Annotated in this window: 15 protein-coding genes; 11 read left to right on the forward strand and 4 right to left on the reverse strand. The window is 32.8% G+C overall.

Annotated features, from left to right (window positions below):
- Nucleotides 1-41: 41 nt before the first annotated feature.
- From ric to BC961_RS02610, 3 genes are all read left to right on the forward strand, one after another.
- Nucleotides 42-773: an iron-sulfur cluster repair di-iron protein gene (gene ric, locus BC961_RS02600; protein WP_121924288.1), complete on the forward strand. Its 732-nt coding sequence runs from the start codon at nucleotides 42-44 to the stop codon at nucleotides 771-773.
- Between the two features lie 717 nt (nucleotides 774-1,490).
- A complete protein-coding gene (locus tag BC961_RS02605; RefSeq protein ID WP_121924289.1) occupies nucleotides 1,491-1,955 on the forward strand; it encodes a hemerythrin domain-containing protein in 465 nt (154 codons plus the stop codon).
- A gap of 79 nt (nucleotides 1,956-2,034) precedes the next feature.
- Entirely contained in the window at nucleotides 2,035-2,469 is a 435-nt protein-coding gene (locus BC961_RS02610) for an RrF2 family transcriptional regulator (RefSeq protein ID WP_121924290.1), read from the forward strand.
- Nucleotides 2,470-2,647: 178 nt separating this feature from the next.
- Here BC961_RS02610 and BC961_RS02615 read toward each other — a convergent pair whose 3' ends face one another.
- The 3 genes from BC961_RS02615 to BC961_RS02625 all read right to left on the reverse strand — a co-directional run bounded on the left by BC961_RS02615 (nucleotide 2,648) and on the right by BC961_RS02625 (nucleotide 6,124).
- Nucleotides 2,648-4,663, reverse strand: a complete 2,016-nt coding sequence (locus BC961_RS02615; RefSeq protein WP_121924512.1) for a TonB-copper family protein — start codon at nucleotides 4,661-4,663, stop codon at nucleotides 2,648-2,650.
- 158 nt (nucleotides 4,664-4,821) lie between these two features.
- Nucleotides 4,822-5,673, reverse strand: coding sequence for a hypothetical protein (locus BC961_RS02620; protein WP_121924291.1), 852 nt, complete (start codon nucleotides 5,671-5,673; stop codon nucleotides 4,822-4,824).
- A 124-nt stretch (nucleotides 5,674-5,797) separates the two neighbouring features.
- Nucleotides 5,798-6,124, reverse strand: a complete 327-nt coding sequence (locus tag BC961_RS02625) for a hypothetical protein (RefSeq protein ID WP_147440526.1) — start codon at nucleotides 6,122-6,124, stop codon at nucleotides 5,798-5,800.
- A gap of 311 nt (nucleotides 6,125-6,435) precedes the next feature.
- Between BC961_RS02625 and mnmA the strand changes: the two genes are divergently transcribed.
- From mnmA to BC961_RS02645, 4 genes are all read left to right on the forward strand, one after another.
- Nucleotides 6,436-7,623, forward strand: a complete 1,188-nt coding sequence (gene mnmA, locus BC961_RS02630) for a tRNA 2-thiouridine(34) synthase MnmA (RefSeq protein WP_121924293.1) — start codon at nucleotides 6,436-6,438, stop codon at nucleotides 7,621-7,623.
- An 80-nt stretch (nucleotides 7,624-7,703) separates the two neighbouring features.
- Nucleotides 7,704-9,317 (forward strand): S8 family peptidase, encoded by a 1,614-nt coding sequence (locus BC961_RS02635; RefSeq protein ID WP_121924294.1) that lies wholly within the window; start codon nucleotides 7,704-7,706, stop codon nucleotides 9,315-9,317.
- A 15-nt stretch (nucleotides 9,318-9,332) separates the two neighbouring features.
- Nucleotides 9,333-10,277 carry an NAD(P)H-dependent flavin oxidoreductase gene (locus tag BC961_RS02640; RefSeq protein WP_121924295.1) on the forward strand — a complete coding sequence of 315 codons (945 nt, stop codon included), beginning with the start codon at nucleotides 9,333-9,335 and terminating at the stop codon, nucleotides 10,275-10,277.
- Between the two features lie 3 nt (nucleotides 10,278-10,280).
- The gene (locus tag BC961_RS02645) at nucleotides 10,281-10,691 is read left to right on the forward strand and encodes a hypothetical protein (RefSeq protein WP_121924296.1); all 411 of its coding nucleotides are present in this window, start codon (nucleotides 10,281-10,283) and stop codon (nucleotides 10,689-10,691) included.
- Nucleotides 10,692-10,726: 35 nt separating this feature from the next.
- Here the strand turns inward: BC961_RS02645 and BC961_RS02650 are convergent, their stop codons facing one another.
- Entirely contained in the window at nucleotides 10,727-11,167 is a 441-nt protein-coding gene (locus BC961_RS02650; RefSeq protein ID WP_121924297.1) for a DUF4268 domain-containing protein, read from the reverse strand.
- A gap of 93 nt (nucleotides 11,168-11,260) precedes the next feature.
- Between BC961_RS02650 and BC961_RS02655 the strand changes: the two genes are divergently transcribed.
- From BC961_RS02655 to BC961_RS02670, 4 genes are all read left to right on the forward strand, one after another.
- Nucleotides 11,261-11,917: an NUDIX hydrolase gene (locus BC961_RS02655; RefSeq protein ID WP_121924298.1), complete on the forward strand. Its 657-nt coding sequence runs from the start codon at nucleotides 11,261-11,263 to the stop codon at nucleotides 11,915-11,917.
- A 79-nt stretch (nucleotides 11,918-11,996) separates the two neighbouring features.
- Nucleotides 11,997-12,806 carry a lysophospholipid acyltransferase family protein gene (locus BC961_RS02660; protein WP_121924299.1) on the forward strand — a complete coding sequence of 270 codons (810 nt, stop codon included), beginning with the start codon at nucleotides 11,997-11,999 and terminating at the stop codon, nucleotides 12,804-12,806.
- A 70-nt stretch (nucleotides 12,807-12,876) separates the two neighbouring features.
- Nucleotides 12,877-14,070, forward strand: coding sequence for a glycosyltransferase family 2 protein (locus BC961_RS02665; protein ID WP_121924300.1), 1,194 nt, complete (start codon nucleotides 12,877-12,879; stop codon nucleotides 14,068-14,070).
- 84 nt (nucleotides 14,071-14,154) lie between these two features.
- Complete coding sequence (locus tag BC961_RS02670; RefSeq protein ID WP_121924301.1) at nucleotides 14,155-15,456, forward strand: dihydrolipoamide acetyltransferase family protein; 1,302 nt, start codon at nucleotides 14,155-14,157, stop codon at nucleotides 15,454-15,456.
- The last annotated feature ends 37 nt before the right edge of the window (nucleotides 15,457-15,493 follow it).

Raw genomic sequence — 15,493 nt, forward strand, 5'->3', positions numbered from 1 at the left:
TATTAAATTTGTAAAAACATTTCAACATAAAAATAATAATTATGGAAACTTTAGAAAAAATAACAATCGGAGAATATGTAGCAAAAGATTTTAGAACAGCAGCAGTTTTTTCGAAATACGGAATTGATTTTTGTTGTAAAGGAAACAGAAGTATTGAAGAGGCCTGTGACAAAAAGAATATTAATACTAATGTATTACATGATGAGATAGAAGCTGTTTTAAACTCTAAAGATGATAGCGGAATTGATTTCAAATCATGGCCATTAGATTTATTAGCAGATTATATAGAGAAAACACATCACCGTTATGTGGAAGACAAAACACAAATTTTACTTCCATTTTTAGACAAGTTGTGCAAAGTACATGGAGCAAGCCATCCTGAATTGTTTGAAATTAATGAGCTTTTTAAAGGATGTTCTGGCGAATTAGCGCAACACATGAAAAAAGAAGAATTAATGTTGTTTCCATTTATTAAGAAACTAGCGAAGGCAAGTCTTGCAGATGAAATTATTCCCGCACCTCATTTTGGCACTGTAAAAAATCCTATAGCAATGATGATGGCTGAACATGAAGCAGAGGGAGATCGTTTTGTGAAAATTGCTGAACTAACTAATAATTATACTCCGCCAGCAGATGGTTGTAGTACTTATAAAGTGACATTTGCAATGTTATCCGACTTTGAGCAGGATTTGCACAAACATATTCACTTAGAAAATAATATTTTGTTCCCTTCCGCTGCACTTTTAGAGCAAAAATTTGCTTCGAAAGAGTAAATACTAATTTCAGAAGATAAACATGCAAAGGTAAAATCTTCTTAGTAGGTCTATTGCACATAGAAACATAGTTGCATCATTATAATAGGCATCTTTGGAAATTATTTCTCAGCTAGATTTGAGTTTTCTAATAGAAATAAAAAAAGCCTCTTATTTATTTTGATAGCATTATGATTCTATGTGTTTTTTTATTTGCGACTAGAACATTTTCTCAGTTTGTGCTTCAGTAAATTATAATACTAAATTTTTACATTTTTAAATCATTCCCTGCACTACAATTTCTTAATCGAATCTTGTTCTTTTAAAAATTGAATATGCAAAATTGCTTTATAAAAAAGGTAGAACATGAAATCTTTGCTTTGCAATCATACTTTTAATTGAGATTTTTAGATACGATCAAGAATAATTTCTTCTGTTTTATTATAAGGAATTATGCTATTTGAGTTGGAAATTAGAAAATGTAAATCTTTCGATCACAAATATTAAACTACACTTTCAAATTAAATAAGATGAAAATGTCTTTTTGAAAGCGTACCTTTGAAAATGTAATACTTTTTATGTGAACCATCTTTATATTGATAATTTTCTCCCCAAAACTAAAAAAGATCCAAACAAGTAAATTAAAATGGTTTTTCACATGCGATCAGTTGACATTAATAACTTTTAAAGTTAATAATTGTTTTTTTATTCGTTAGGGGCGATTTAAATTTTTAGAATATGATTTCAAATAGACCTTTAAAAAGAGCTATAGAATTGCAACCATTAAGTCATGATCATCATCACGGTTTGCAATTATGTTGGAAGATTAGAACAGGTTTCTCAAGAAAAATTGAATTAGAACGCATAAAAAAATATGCTGATTGGTTTTTCGTAACACACTTAGAGCCTCATTTTGAATTAGAAGAGAACTACATTTTTACTGTTTTAGACTCATCAAATGAACTCATTAAACAAGCTTTGACAGATCACCGAAGATTAAAAAGATTGTTTACTCAAACTTCTGACTTAGAGAAAGCATTAGGGCGTATTGAGGAAGAATTAGAAAAGCATATTAGATTTGAAGAGCGCGTTTTGTTTCCTGAAATTCAAAGCGAAGCTACCGAACTGCAATTGTCAAAGATTAGTGAGATTCATACGCACGAAGTTTTTGTAGAAAACGTAGAAGATGTTTTCTGGAGTTAATAAAGACTTTTAATGCCGTTTTTTTAATTAGAGACAAGAATTATAACCATTTCACTTTACTTCATATACAAATTCGATTATGTTTTCTAAAACTTGTGAATACGGCATTAGAGCTACTATTTTTATCGCATCTCAATCGTGCCAAAACAATCGTGTGGGACTTAAAGATATTGCAAAAAAGATAGACTCTCCAGAAGCTTTTACAGCAAAAATTTTGCAGATATTATCAAAAAGTTCAATTGTTAGTTCTGTAAAAGGAGTAGGAGGTGGCTTCGAAATTTCGAAAATAGCAATGAGTCAAATAACCCTTGCGCAAATTGTGACAGCGTTAGATGGCGACCGTGTTTTTACAGGCTGCGGTCTTGGATTAAATCAATGTTCAGAGGATCATCCATGTCCAGTGCACGATAAGTTTAAAGAGATTAGAAATGAACTAGCCTTTATGTTAGAGAATACAAATCTTGAAGAATTGGCGCTTGGAATTAAATCTGGAGATACTTTTTTAAGATATTAGAACAACTTCTTTTATCGATATATAGCGCTAATTTTTATTTTAGCACAAGTGGTATCTTATGTATTATTAAGTAACTACTTCTGAAAAATAGTTTAATTAACAACAAAAAGAATTGCACATAGCTCCATTACTATTTTATTGAGATATGTGCAATTTTTGTTACTGACAGCACTAACAACTAATACGCAAAAGTTACATTCAAAAAGAAGTTCCTTCCTTTTCTTGGAATATTATTCCAATCAGAAAAAGTTGAATAATACGTATCTAAAACATTTTCTATTCCAGCTCTCACATTTAATTTACTTTCATTAATTGCAAACAAATAGCTGGATGTAAGATTGAGTATGGCATAATCTGGCGTTCTATCCTCCCCGTAAAAGGGACTATATTGAGTTTGTGTTGCATTTCCTTGAATCATAATTTCTGCTGAGAAACGATCTTTTTTATAATTCAAAGCAGTTGAATAGCGCAGCGGACTAATAAAAGGTAAATTTTGATTTTCAAGATCTTTCCCATAATTATAAACTAATTGTCCTTTAGCTTTAAAATGGGAATCAAATTGATATTCTAAATTTAAATCTGTATTGAAAATAGTAGCGTAATCTAACGCTGTGTAAACTTTAATTCCGCTTGCGCCAATAGTCATCGGTAAGACAGTTGCATCCGGCTTTCCAACAATATAATTAGAAATATGAAAATAAGAAGAGGTTAATTTGGCAGAGAACGATTTGTTCTTATAACCTAGATAGGCGTTCCCTTCAACAGAATTTTCATTTTTCAATCCTGGATTTCCTATGTAATCATATCGATCAAAACTATTGAATAAGTAGAAACCATATCCTTCTGAAACTGAAGGAGCTCTTTCGCCGTAAGCTATACCTAATCCGTATTCGAATCCATTTTGATAATGTAAATAGTTAGCAGAAATACTTTTTAAAATTCGGCTTTTACTTTTACTCATGTTTGGGTAAAAAATTTGTAAACTTTCTAAACCCAATTGATCTGCAACTTCATTGAAATGATTTCCTAAACTTACAGAAAATTTTAAACTAGATGCGGCATTCAAAGCGATATTATCTTCGAGAAAGAGACTTCCGTAAAAAGTTCGAACATCCGGCCAAGTATACATAAACATCAAATTTTCATTTGGATCGCTTGGATACATTGTCATTTCTGCTATTGATCTGTTGTAAAAAGAGTTCAAATCAACATTAAAATGATGGTTTTCAATAACTCCTTTTATTTTCGAATAGAATCCGTAAGTATCACTCCAACCTGGCATATCCATGTGAATAGGTACTGCTGGACGTTTAGTGTCGTCCATTTTATGCGTAATGGTATTGTAATAAATTTTAGTTTCCCAATTGGTCAGTGCGAGATCTGAAGTGAGCTTTTTTGATTTTGGAACGTACTCAAATTTCAATGAAGTGATTAAAGCTTCTGCGAGAGAAACATCCATCGGTAAAGCTGGATAACCTACAGCGGTAGCTTTGTCATATATTATAGAGCCTTCTACTAACTTATTTTTATCAATTAGAACACCAGAAGTTGCAGATATGTTAAATTTTCGAAACTGTGAAAACAATACTTTTTGACTATTTCCACCGCTGTAATTATCAGCGTCTCGATACATAAAGTCTGTGTCGATGTAAAAGGAATCGCTAACATAATTAACGGCTGTTCCAAAAATCTTCTGATTACTATTGGTTTCAAATCCTGTATTTACAGAAGTTTTCCAACCTAAATCATTAAAGCTGCTTCGGTTTCTTTTTAAATCTATTGCTCCGCCGATTGTTGCTCCATGGCAAGCGCCTTGCTGCCCTGACTTTATGGAAGCTTCAGATAAATTAGAAACTTCGATGTATGATGAAATGGGATCCATTTTATCAGTACAAGCTCCAAAAATTCGCATTCCATCAATGGTAATTAGCGTTCTTTCGGTAGCCATACTATTTAAAACTGGTTCCCAAGCGTAACCACCTCTTTTAATCATTTCTATCTTACCAGATTGCTGCAAATATTCGTCAATACTTGCTAAAGGTTTTACTTGCTTCTGACTTATTTCTGATTTTTTACCAATAACTATAACTTCGTTTAAATTATTTGGCGCAATAGTGTCTTTAGTTTGCTCTTGTCCATAAATTGAAGCTATGGCAAGACAAAACAATGCCCAGGAAAATATTATCTTTTTCATAATGAAGCGTAATATAAAGGCCAAAATGTATGATGTTTTGGCCTTTTTGATTTGAGAAAATTGTTCTACCACCATCACAATTGTAATGTTATGGCAGTAGAATATATTTAAATAATGCTATTTAAAAGTTTAAAATATATGTAAATAGAATAGCAGATTTAGAATTCAATTTCGAAGTAGATAGTACTTGACGGAACAGCGTCAGTGATTGATTCCCCTTTTAAAACTTCATTTTTGTCATTCAGAAGTTGGAGGTTAATTTTCCAATAGCCAGTCATTGTCAATGACAGTTTTCCATGATAAAGTTTATCGATACTTGACTGAATTAAGTCAACATTGTTTGGAGAACCGTGATTTCCCATACTTGGCATTCTTGGATCGATTTTAACTTTGAAGCCATCAACCACTGGGAATTGCATCATGGATGACATTTTATAAACGCCAACAGTCATTTCATTTGTAGCAACTTTTGGGTTTGAAGGATCAATAAGTGCTAGCAGATACTTTGTGCCATCTGTGCCTATAAAAGTTGTTACTCTTTGTTTCGTTGAAGCAGGCACAGCAATCTGAGCGCTAACACTTTCAGCGACACCATTAATGCTGTAATTTACAGTCAAAAACCAATGTTCCATCGTGTTTTCTGCCATTTGAAATACAATATAGCCGTTGTATAAAGTTTGTTTTCCTGAAGTTTTTTTAATTTCAGAATAAGGACAAGCATGCGTCATTGTAGACATTTTCATTATTGGCGCCCAATTTACGGTAGCATTTGTTTCGTATTCTTTAGTTGCCTTGTTTTTAATCCGCAATGAAATTGCATTGTAGCCTTGTTGTAAAGTTCCTGAAGCCGAATAAAGCTCAATGGTATGAGTATCGTTTGTTAATTCTTGAATTTTTGTAAGTCCGTCTAATTCGCTGATTACTATTGGTTCACTATTATCAGTTGAACATGAAACAAAAGTGAATGCAATAAGTAACACAGTCACTATATTTTTTAATTGAAATTTCATTTTATTTTTATTTAGGTGTATGGGAAATGCGTTTGTAAAGAATTAATCTTTCAAACAATTGTAACCACATGCAGTTTCTATTTTTGGAAAAAAATAGAATAAGGCAAGTACTTTAATTAAAATTTTATGAAATAATGGCGGGCGGTCGAAATAAGAATCCACTCAGCCTATAAGAATAAAGGTTGGAATAGAAACTATTTGCTTTTTCAGTTTTATGAAAATAAAGAGGTAATATAGTTTGTGAAGTTAATTCTTCAAAAAATACAAATACAATCTCTTGAGAACTTAACTTTTTATTAGTAGAAATTGGACCGTCGCTTTCGGCACTCTTTGCGGCTTGTTTCATTAAATGACATTGACCATTACATTCTAATTTTGGTTTATCTTTATTAATACAGAGCACTTTTGAAATATAATCATACCTTACTAAATACTCTATAATGGGAAACATCGGTTTCAGAAGTATTAGTAGCGCTAGTATGAGGAAAACTTTTTTCACGAGACAAATATACTGTGACATTGGAGTAAATAAGTATGACTTTTATCATATTTGTTCATAATTTTCTTTTGAAGAAACACTTTTAAAAACATTATTTAATATTCATTTTATTAAATAAAATAGAGCTGCGATAATAAATTTCTATTATGAATTATAAGTGATTGAAACGAAGAACAAAAAGAGTATTCTGCTTTAAAACTGCTTCTTTTTCTATTTTAAATATTTGTAACTTTGTAATCTTAATAAATTATAATTTTTTGAAGATGAAGCGTGTTGTTGTAGGACTTTCAGGAGGAGTAGATTCAAGTGTTGCTGCTTATTTATTGCAGAAACAAGGGTATGAAGTTATTGGACTTTTTATGAAGAATTGGCATGACGATTCTGTTACAATATCAAATGAATGTCCGTGGTTAGAAGATAGTAATGATGCGTTGTTAGTAGCAGAAAAATTAGGTATTCCTTTTCAAACTGTCGATTTAAGTGAGCAGTACAAAGAGAAAATAGTGGACTACATGTTCAATGAATATGAGAAAGGAAGAACCCCTAATCCAGATGTTCTTTGTAATCGCGAGATAAAATTTGATGTATTTATGAAAATCGCTTTGAGTTTAGGAGCTGATTACGTGGCAACTGGACACTACTGCAGAAAGACTGAAATCGAAGTAAATGGTGAATTGATTTATCAGCTAAAAGCTGGTGCTGATGGCAACAAAGATCAGTCCTATTTCCTATGTCAATTGTCGCAAGAACAGTTAGCAAAGTCGCTTTTTCCTATTGGAGAATTGACAAAACCTGAAGTGCGAGAAATCGCGGCTGAAATGGATTTGATTACTGCTGAAAAGAAAGATTCGCAAGGTTTATGTTTTATTGGTAAGGTGCGTTTACCAGAATTTTTACAACAAAAATTACAACCTAAAGAAGGCGTTATTATCCAAATTGATAAAAACGATTCCATATACGATTTTGAAAAGAAGGATGACTTAAGTTTAGAAGAAGAGTTAAAATTAGCTTCTAAAAAACTTCCTTACACTCCGCAAATGGGTAAAGTAGTGGGAAAACATCAAGGTGCACATTATTTCACTATTGGTCAGCGTAAAGGTTTAAACGTAGGAGGCACAACAGATCCTTTGTTTATAATTGCAACCAATGTAGAAACCAATACAATTTATACTGGATTGACAAGTTCTCACCCTGGATTATTCAGAAAAGCGTTGCGCATCGAAAAAGATGAGGTTCACTGGATTCGCAAGGATTTGGCTTTAGCCAATGGTGAGAGTAAAGAGTTTATGGTTCGAATAAGATACAGACAGCCGTTGCAAAAAGCTACTTTATATCAGTTTGAAAAAGAAATGTACATCGCATTTGATGAACCACAATCAGCGATAACTGAAGGACAATTTGCAGCTTGGTATTCAGATGATGAATTAGTTGGTTCTGGAGTGATTTCGTAAATTTAAAATTTTAAGAAGTTGAAAATTATTAGCGTCAATACAAAGATTTAATAATGCAGTAGCAGCGAAAAGTAGAATTTATGAGAAAATTTTATCTGTTTATTTTTTTTATTTGTAGTACATATTCTTTTGCGCAACAAGATGCTTGGCTGTATTTTAATGATAAGCCTAGTTCTCAACTTTATTTAGATTCTCCGCTACAAATGCTTTCGCAAAGAGCATTAGATAGAAGAACGAATCAAAGTATTGCGCTAGACAATAAGGATATTCCGGTTGAAACTTCATACGTTAACCAAATTAAAGCTACATCTGGAGTTTCTGTTTTGGCGACATCTAAGTGGCTAAATGCAATTCATGTTCGAGGGTCACAAAATGCAATCAATAATTTATCGATGCTACCATTTGTCAATAAAATTGATTTTGCTGATCGAACTTTAAATCAAGCAGGAAAAATTGCAAAAGCAGCGAAGGTAAAACAAGAAAATAAGACCAAAAAGACTAAAATCAATTATGCTTATGGCTCTTCGTCAAACCAAATTGTAATGTTAAATGGTCAAGCTCTACATCAAGCAAATCATACCGGAGATGGTAAAATAATTGCGATTATGGATGCGGGATATCCTGGAGTAAATACTGCACCACCTTTCGCTAAACTGAGAGATAATAATAAAATTTTAGGAGGCTATAATTTTGTAGCTAGAAATTCTGATATTTATTCTGGAAATTCACATGGAACTTCTGTATTATCTACTATGGGCGGTTATAAAGAAAATTCATTAATTGGAACAGCTCCAGATGCTTCCTATTATTTATTTATCACTGAAGATAATAATGCTGAAAATCCTGTAGAAGAATCGTTGTGGGTTGAAGCGGCCGAAAAAGCAGATAGTTTAGGTGTCGATATTATCAATACCTCACTTGGTTATTTTGATTTTGATAATAAAGCATACGACCATACCTATGCAGATATGAATGGGAATACGACATTTATGAGTCGTGGAGCTGAGATTGCTTTTAGTAGAGGAATGATAGTTGTATCATCTGCGGGTAATTCTGGCGGCACTTCTAATCCATATATTAATGCACCAGCTGACGCAGTTTCTGTAATTTCTGTTGGCGCTGTGAATGCTTCTAAAAGTAGAGTTTCGTTTAGTTCAATAGGGCCTTCTTCTGATAGCAGAATAAAACCAGATGTAATGGCTCAGGGTAAAAGTGCTGTTATTTCAGATGCGAATGGAAATATAGTTACGGCAGATGGAACTTCTTTTTCTGGTCCGATAATGGCTGGAATGGTAGCGTGCTTATGGCAAGCGTTCCCTCAAAAAACGAATCAGGAGATTAGAAATTTAGTACTCCAGTCTTCAGATAATTTTTTGACACCTAACAATACTTATGGATACGGAATTCCTGATTTCGGGCTCGCTCTTGGAAATCAATTGTATGCAGAATCTTTTTCGAAAGATGATTTTATAATATATCCCAATCCTACTTCTGACATTATTATGGTTTCTTTACCTTCAAAGTTTGAATACGGTACACTGTCAATTTATTCGCTTATTGGACAGAAAATTTTAGAACAAAAAGTAACTCCAGCATCAACCTCGATTTCGATAAAAGCATTAGAAAAAGGAATGTATCTTTATAAAATGGAGTCGAAGTCATTTGCGAAATCAGGAAAAATAGTAAAAGAATAGTAGCATTTTTAGATAATGAATAAAATCACCGAACTTTTTAAAATTCAATACCCAATTATTCAAGGAGGAATGATTTGGAACAGCGGATATAAATTAGCAAGTGCAGTAAGTAATGCTGGCGGTCTTGGTTTAATTGGCGCTGGTTCCATGTATCCAGAAGTTTTAAGAGAACACATTCAAAAATGTAAAAAAGCAACTTCAAAACCTTTTGGTGTAAACGTTCCAATGTTGTACCCCAATATTGAAGAAATAATGAAAATTATAGTAGAGGAAGGTGTTAAGATTGTATTTACCTCTGCGGGTAATCCTAAAAAATGGACTTCCTTTTTAAAAGAAAATGGAATCACTGTTGTACACGTTGTTAGTAGTTCAATATTTGCCTTAAAAGCACAAGATGCGGGTGTAGACGCGATTGTGGCCGAAGGATTTGAAGCCGGCGGACACAATGGAAGAGAGGAAACCACTACATTAACGCTAATTCCTATGGTGAAAGAAAAGATCAGCATTCCGTTGATTGCTGCAGGCGGAATTGCTACAGGACGAGGAATGCTAGCAGTTATGACTCTTGGTGCTGATGGAGTGCAAGTAGGTAGTAGATTTGCTGCATCACTAGAATCATCTTCACATGCTAATTTTAAAGAGACGATTTTAAATGTTAATGAAGGAGGAACGCAATTAACATTAAAAGAATTAGCACCGGTTCGTCTGATTAAAAATAAATTCTACCACGATGTGCAAAGTTTATATGAAACATGTCCAACAAAGGAGGAATTGATAACATTACTTGGACGTGCACGAGCAAAACGAGGAATGTTTGAAGGTGATTTAATTGAAGGTGAATTAGAAATAGGCCAAATAGCTGGTCTCATCAAGGATATAAAACCTGCTGCTCAAATCATTGAAGAGATGATTTTAGATTTTGAAGAAGCAAGAATTGAAGTGAGTAATTTTCAATTTTAAAATATGAAAACAGCAAAAATATTTATTGTACTTTTTTTTGTGGTCTTTGGGATTCAACAGTCCTATGCGCAAACCTATAAGTTTAAGACCACTGGATTTAGCGTTGTGGAGAAAAACGAAAAAGGAAAGTGGGGAAAATGGTCTGAGCTAAATCCTGTGAGTATTTTAGTGACTTTAGATACTAAGAAAAGTAGAATTGTGGTTTATTCGCAGATCATACAGCTGTTTGAAATTGTAGAATATATTCCAATTGAAGAAAATAACACAGATTTAGTCTACTCGTTTACTACTAAAGACAATGAAGGTGTTGATTGCACCGTATCTATTATCACCAGAAAAAAACAAGGAAATAGGAAACAATTATACATCAATTACGGAAATCGAATTATAATGTATAATATTTTTAAAATGTAAATAAGAAGTTGGCTAACAGCGTGCTATTTTTAAATTTAAAACTGCTCAATGTCTTTAATAAAAGAGTCATATTCTAAATAAAACATTTCAATAGCATTCATCTTTTCGTTGTAAAATTCGAAAATCTCGTCCCAATATTTTCTGTTGCTAACTCCTACACCAAGTTTTTCAACCCAAATCCTACTTATATTTTTTCCGCTCTCAAGCGTGTATTGTTTTTCAAAAACTAAGTCCTTAATGAATTCTTCTTCAAGAATATTTTTTAGAGCTTCCAGTTTTTCAAAATAAGCAATTCTTTTTTCATCATTTCTATGCTCAATATCAATTAAAACTTGCGCTTTTTTATTGTCAACATAAAACTTAAAAGAGAAATCTTTAATTTTTGTGTCATACAATACCCATTTACGCGGATATTTTTGCGCAAATTCAACCCAGAATTCACGTTTTAATCTTTGAGTTTCTTCTTTACTGTACATTATAGATGAATTTTTGCTTTAGAAAATTGGTGTAATTATATTTTCTAACTACATTTAGTTTTAAATTTCAATTTGCAAAAATAGACTTTGATTATGGATTTTCAAGAATTTTTACAGTTTGTTCCAAAATTAATTGATGTGCCATTACCTGCTTTTAACGCACATGTAAAAATGGGACCATTAGAACGGTTACAGCATTTTGAAAATATTGATCACAGCGATAAGAATCCAAAAATGGCGGGTGTCATGATGCTTTGTTACCCTAAAAATAATGAAGCGTATTTAGTGCTTATTGTTCGGAATTCATATAAGGGAATCCACTCAGCGCAAATTGCATTTCCAGGCGGAAAGTATGAACAAGAAGATGAAGATTTCTGTTTTACAGCTCTTAGAGAAACACACGAGGAAATTGGTGTAGCTCCTGATAAAATCGAAATTATTATGCCATTTACTAAGCTATATATTACTCCTAGCAATTTTATGGTTCACCCTTTTTTTGGGATAAGTAGAGAAGAATTGTCTTTTATACCTGATCCTAGTGAAGTCTCTGATATCATCGAATTGCCGCTATCGGTATTACTAAATGATGAAACAATTATAAGTACGGATGTTAAGACTTCTTATCTAGGAAACATTAGTATTAATGCTTTCGAAATTGATAAAAAAATCATTTGGGGTGCGACAGCAATGATGCTTAGCGAATTGAAAGATGTTATAAATGAAGTTTTAAATCCTTCCCATCGAATTTAAATTAGTTTAAAAACTATCAAATTGTTCCACTATTATTTTCGTATTATTGTAAATTGAATATTTTAAAATAAATAAATTTATGCGATTGTTTAAGCGAAATCCTTTTGGGCATATACTATTTATAAAGAAGTGGTTAATTAGAATCTTTGGAGGTATTACGCATAAAAGATATAGAGGCTTTAATCAATTACAAATCGAGGGTTCAGAAATTATTAGAGATTTACCTGATACTAATGTGCTTTTTATATCTAATCATCAAACCTATTTTGCTGATGTAGTAGCAATGTTTCATGTATTTAACGCCAGTCTTAGCGGACGAACAGATAATATAAAGAATGTTGGTTATCTATGGCAACCTAAAATGAATATATATTATGTAGCTGCCAAAGAAACGATGCAAGCAGGATTGCTTACTAGAATTATGGCATACGCAGGAGCGATTTCTGTGGAACGCACCTGGAGAGCAAAAGGAGTAGATGTTCAAGAAAAAAAAGAAATCAATCCTGATGATACTGAAAATATTAAAATTGCATTAAATGATGGTTGGGTAATTACTTTTCCACAAGGAACTACAAAGTCTTTTAAACCAGTTCGTAAAGGAACGGCTCATATCATAAAACAGCATCGCCCTATTGTTGTGCCCATTGTAATTGACGGTTTCCGTCGTTCATTTGATAAAAAAGGTCTACGTATGAAAAAGAAAGGGATCCTTCAATCCTTTATAATTAAAGAACCTTTAGATATTGAATACGATAACGATACTATTGATCAAATTGTTGAAAAAGTTGAATACGCAATTGAACAACATTCTTCATTTTTAAAGGTTATACCAGCTGAAATTATCAAAGAGCAGGAAGAATTGAACAAGACTCGACAATGGGAATATTAATGTAGTTGGAGTGCTAAATTTTTTTTTACTGATTTAAAACTTTCGTGCTTTATAAATTATTCTTCAATCAATGCAATTATCTGTCATTATTCTTAATTACAACGTGCGCTATTTTCTCGAGCTTTGCGTATTAAGTGTGCAAAATGCGCTTTCAGAAATTGATGGCGAAATCATAGTTGTTGATAATAATTCAGAGGATGATAGTTGCGAAATGATTAGAACTCGTTTTCCAAACGTAACTCTAATTTCAAATGATGAAAATCTAGGTTTTCCAAAAGGCAATAACATCGGAGTAAGTCATGCTAAAGGCGAATATATTTGTATTCTTAATCCGGACACTGTAGTTGCTGAAGATACGTTTACCAAGATTTTAGCTTTTGCACGCTCGCTTAATTCCTTGCAATCAAAAAAAACAATTGGAATTATAGGCTGTAAGCTAATTGATGGCGCAGGAAAATTTTTGCCTGAAAGTAAACGAGGTATTCCCACACCTTGGGTTGCCTTTACAAAAATTATGGGTTTATATAAGTTAATTCCAAAATCATCACTATTTGGTAAGTATTACGCTTTACATTTAGGTGAAAACGAAACTGGAGAAGTAGATATTTTAGTCGGTGCATTTATGCTAATGAAAAGAGATTTGTATCTGGAAGTTGGAGGCTTTGATGAAAATTGCTTTATGTATTCTGACGATATAGATTTGTCGTATGTTGTTTCTAAGACAGGAAAGTCAAATTATTATTTTCACGAAACAACAGTTATACATTACAAGGGTGAAAGCACTATTAAAGATGAGACGTATATGAAGCGTTTCCGGGAAGCAATGAATTTTTTTTATAAAAAGCATTTTGGTTCTAAAGGTTTTACTTCATTGTTTTTTTCTGCCTTTATGAAAATTGGAATATTACTTTTTTCGTTTTTTAAAATGGTTAGAAGACAAAATAGTTTTGTTACTGAACCCTCATCATATCTGCTTTACTCATCTTCAGAAAAATGGATTGATAAGCTGAGGTCAATTTTGCAAAAAAAAGTATCTTTTTATAATTTAAAAACTGAAAAAGCGGTAATTTCGTCTGCAGGTAAAAGCACAAATAATGTTGAAATTATATTTGATAATGAATTTATACCTTTTAAAGATTGTATTCATTTTCTCGAATCTGCAAGAAATAAAGGCTATACGTTTAAAATTCTACCAAAAAACGCTAATTTCTTAATAGGAAGTAACAATAGTAACGGAAGAGGCGAGATTATTAAAATAGTGTAAAAAAATGCATTTAATGTAATTTATAATTGAAATATTCAGTAATTTCGCAAATTGAAAATCAAAATCACCTTTTAGGTTAATAATATGGCAAGATTTGAATTGAAACTTCCTAAAATGGGAGAAAGTGTCGCAGAAGCAACTATTACAAACTGGTTGAAGCAAGTGGGAGACAAAATTGAAGCGGATGAAGCAGTACTTGAAATTGCAACTGATAAAGTTGACAGTGAAGTGCCAAGTGAAGTTTCAGGAACTTTAGTAGAGCAATTATTCGGTAAGGATGATTTAGTTCAAGTTGGTCAGACAATTGCAATAATTGAGACTGAAGGCGGAGACCTTGTTTCAATTGTAAAAGAAGAAGTAGCACCTGCAGCTATTGCCGAAGTTGAAAAAACGGTGGAAGTTGCTAAAGAGAGCGTTGCTGCTCCTGTTGACTTTTCTGAGTCTGAGAAATTCCTATCGCCATTAGTGAAAAATATTGCTAAGGAAGAAGGAGTTTCTGTTTCAGAATTATCTGCGATTTCAGGTACTGGAAAAGAAGGAAGAGTTACTAAAAATGATATTTTAGAATACGTAAAAAATAGAACAAGTCAACCAGTAGTTGCAGCTCCGATTGCAGCAGTTCAAAAACCGGTTGCAGTTTCAGTTGCTCAAAAAGCAGCTCCAGTTTCAGTAAGCGGTGGTGATGAGATTATTGAAATGGACAGAATGCGCAAGTTAATTGCGGGTTACATGGTTGCTTCAGTGCAAACATCGGCGCACGTTCAATCGTTTATCGAAGTGGATGTGACGAATATTGTAAAATGGAGAGAAAAAAATAAAAATGCTTTCGAAAAGAGAGAAGGGGAGAAATTGACTTACACGCCAATTTTCATGGAAGCAGTTGCTAAAGCGCTGAAAGATTTCCCTGGAATGAATATTTCTGTGGATGGTGATTTTATCATTAAAAAGAAAAACATTAATCTAGGAATGGCAGCATCGTTACCAAACGGTAATTTGATTGTTCCTGTGATTAAGAATGCAGATCAATTGAATTTAGTTGGGATGGCAAAAGCGGTAAACGACTTAGGAGGTCGCGCCAAAGCAGGAAAACTAAAACCAGACGATACGCAAGGTGGAACGTATACAGTAACTAATGTTGGTACTTTTGGAAGTGTTTTTGGAACGCCAATCTTAAATCAGCCACAAGTGGGGATTTTAGCACTTGGAGCAATCCGTAAAATGCCAGCGGTAATAGAAACTCCTGAAGGAGATTTTATTGGAATCCGTCAAAAAATGTTCTTATCTCACAGTTACGACCATAGAGTTGTAGATGGTGCATTAGGAGGAAGTTTTGTTAAGAGAGTAGCTGAATATCTTGAAGCATTTGATGTGAATAGAGATTTGTAAAAATAAATTTAATTGCAATTTAAACCCGACTCACTTT

The organism is Flavobacterium weaverense (assembly GCF_003688495.1).
Classification (GTDB): Bacteria; Bacteroidota; Bacteroidia; order Flavobacteriales; family Flavobacteriaceae; genus Flavobacterium; species Flavobacterium weaverense.

Excerpts from the sequence above, each read along its gene's own strand:
- ric (WP_121924288.1), top strand. The coding sequence starts at position 42 with ATGGAAACTTTAGAAAAAATAACAATCGGAGAATATGTAGCAAAAGAT.
- BC961_RS02605 (WP_121924289.1), top strand. The coding sequence starts at position 1,491 with ATGATTTCAAATAGACCTTTAAAAAGAGCTATAGAATTGCAACCATTA.
- BC961_RS02610 (WP_121924290.1), top strand. The coding sequence starts at position 2,035 with ATGTTTTCTAAAACTTGTGAATACGGCATTAGAGCTACTATTTTTATC.
- BC961_RS02615 (WP_121924512.1), bottom strand. The coding sequence starts at position 4,663 with ATGAAAAAGATAATATTTTCCTGGGCATTGTTTTGTCTTGCCATAGCT.
- BC961_RS02620 (WP_121924291.1), bottom strand. The coding sequence starts at position 5,673 with ATGAAATTTCAATTAAAAAATATAGTGACTGTGTTACTTATTGCATTC.
- BC961_RS02625 (WP_147440526.1), bottom strand. The coding sequence starts at position 6,124 with ATGTTTCCCATTATAGAGTATTTAGTAAGGTATGATTATATTTCAAAA.
- mnmA (WP_121924293.1), top strand. The coding sequence starts at position 6,436 with ATGAAGCGTGTTGTTGTAGGACTTTCAGGAGGAGTAGATTCAAGTGTT.
- BC961_RS02635 (WP_121924294.1), top strand. The coding sequence starts at position 7,704 with ATGAGAAAATTTTATCTGTTTATTTTTTTTATTTGTAGTACATATTCT.
- BC961_RS02640 (WP_121924295.1), top strand. The coding sequence starts at position 9,333 with ATGAATAAAATCACCGAACTTTTTAAAATTCAATACCCAATTATTCAA.
- BC961_RS02645 (WP_121924296.1), top strand. The coding sequence starts at position 10,281 with ATGAAAACAGCAAAAATATTTATTGTACTTTTTTTTGTGGTCTTTGGG.
- BC961_RS02650 (WP_121924297.1), bottom strand. The coding sequence starts at position 11,167 with ATGTACAGTAAAGAAGAAACTCAAAGATTAAAACGTGAATTCTGGGTT.
- BC961_RS02655 (WP_121924298.1), top strand. The coding sequence starts at position 11,261 with ATGGATTTTCAAGAATTTTTACAGTTTGTTCCAAAATTAATTGATGTG.
- BC961_RS02660 (WP_121924299.1), top strand. The coding sequence starts at position 11,997 with ATGCGATTGTTTAAGCGAAATCCTTTTGGGCATATACTATTTATAAAG.
- BC961_RS02665 (WP_121924300.1), top strand. The coding sequence starts at position 12,877 with ATGCAATTATCTGTCATTATTCTTAATTACAACGTGCGCTATTTTCTC.
- BC961_RS02670 (WP_121924301.1), top strand. The coding sequence starts at position 14,155 with ATGGCAAGATTTGAATTGAAACTTCCTAAAATGGGAGAAAGTGTCGCA.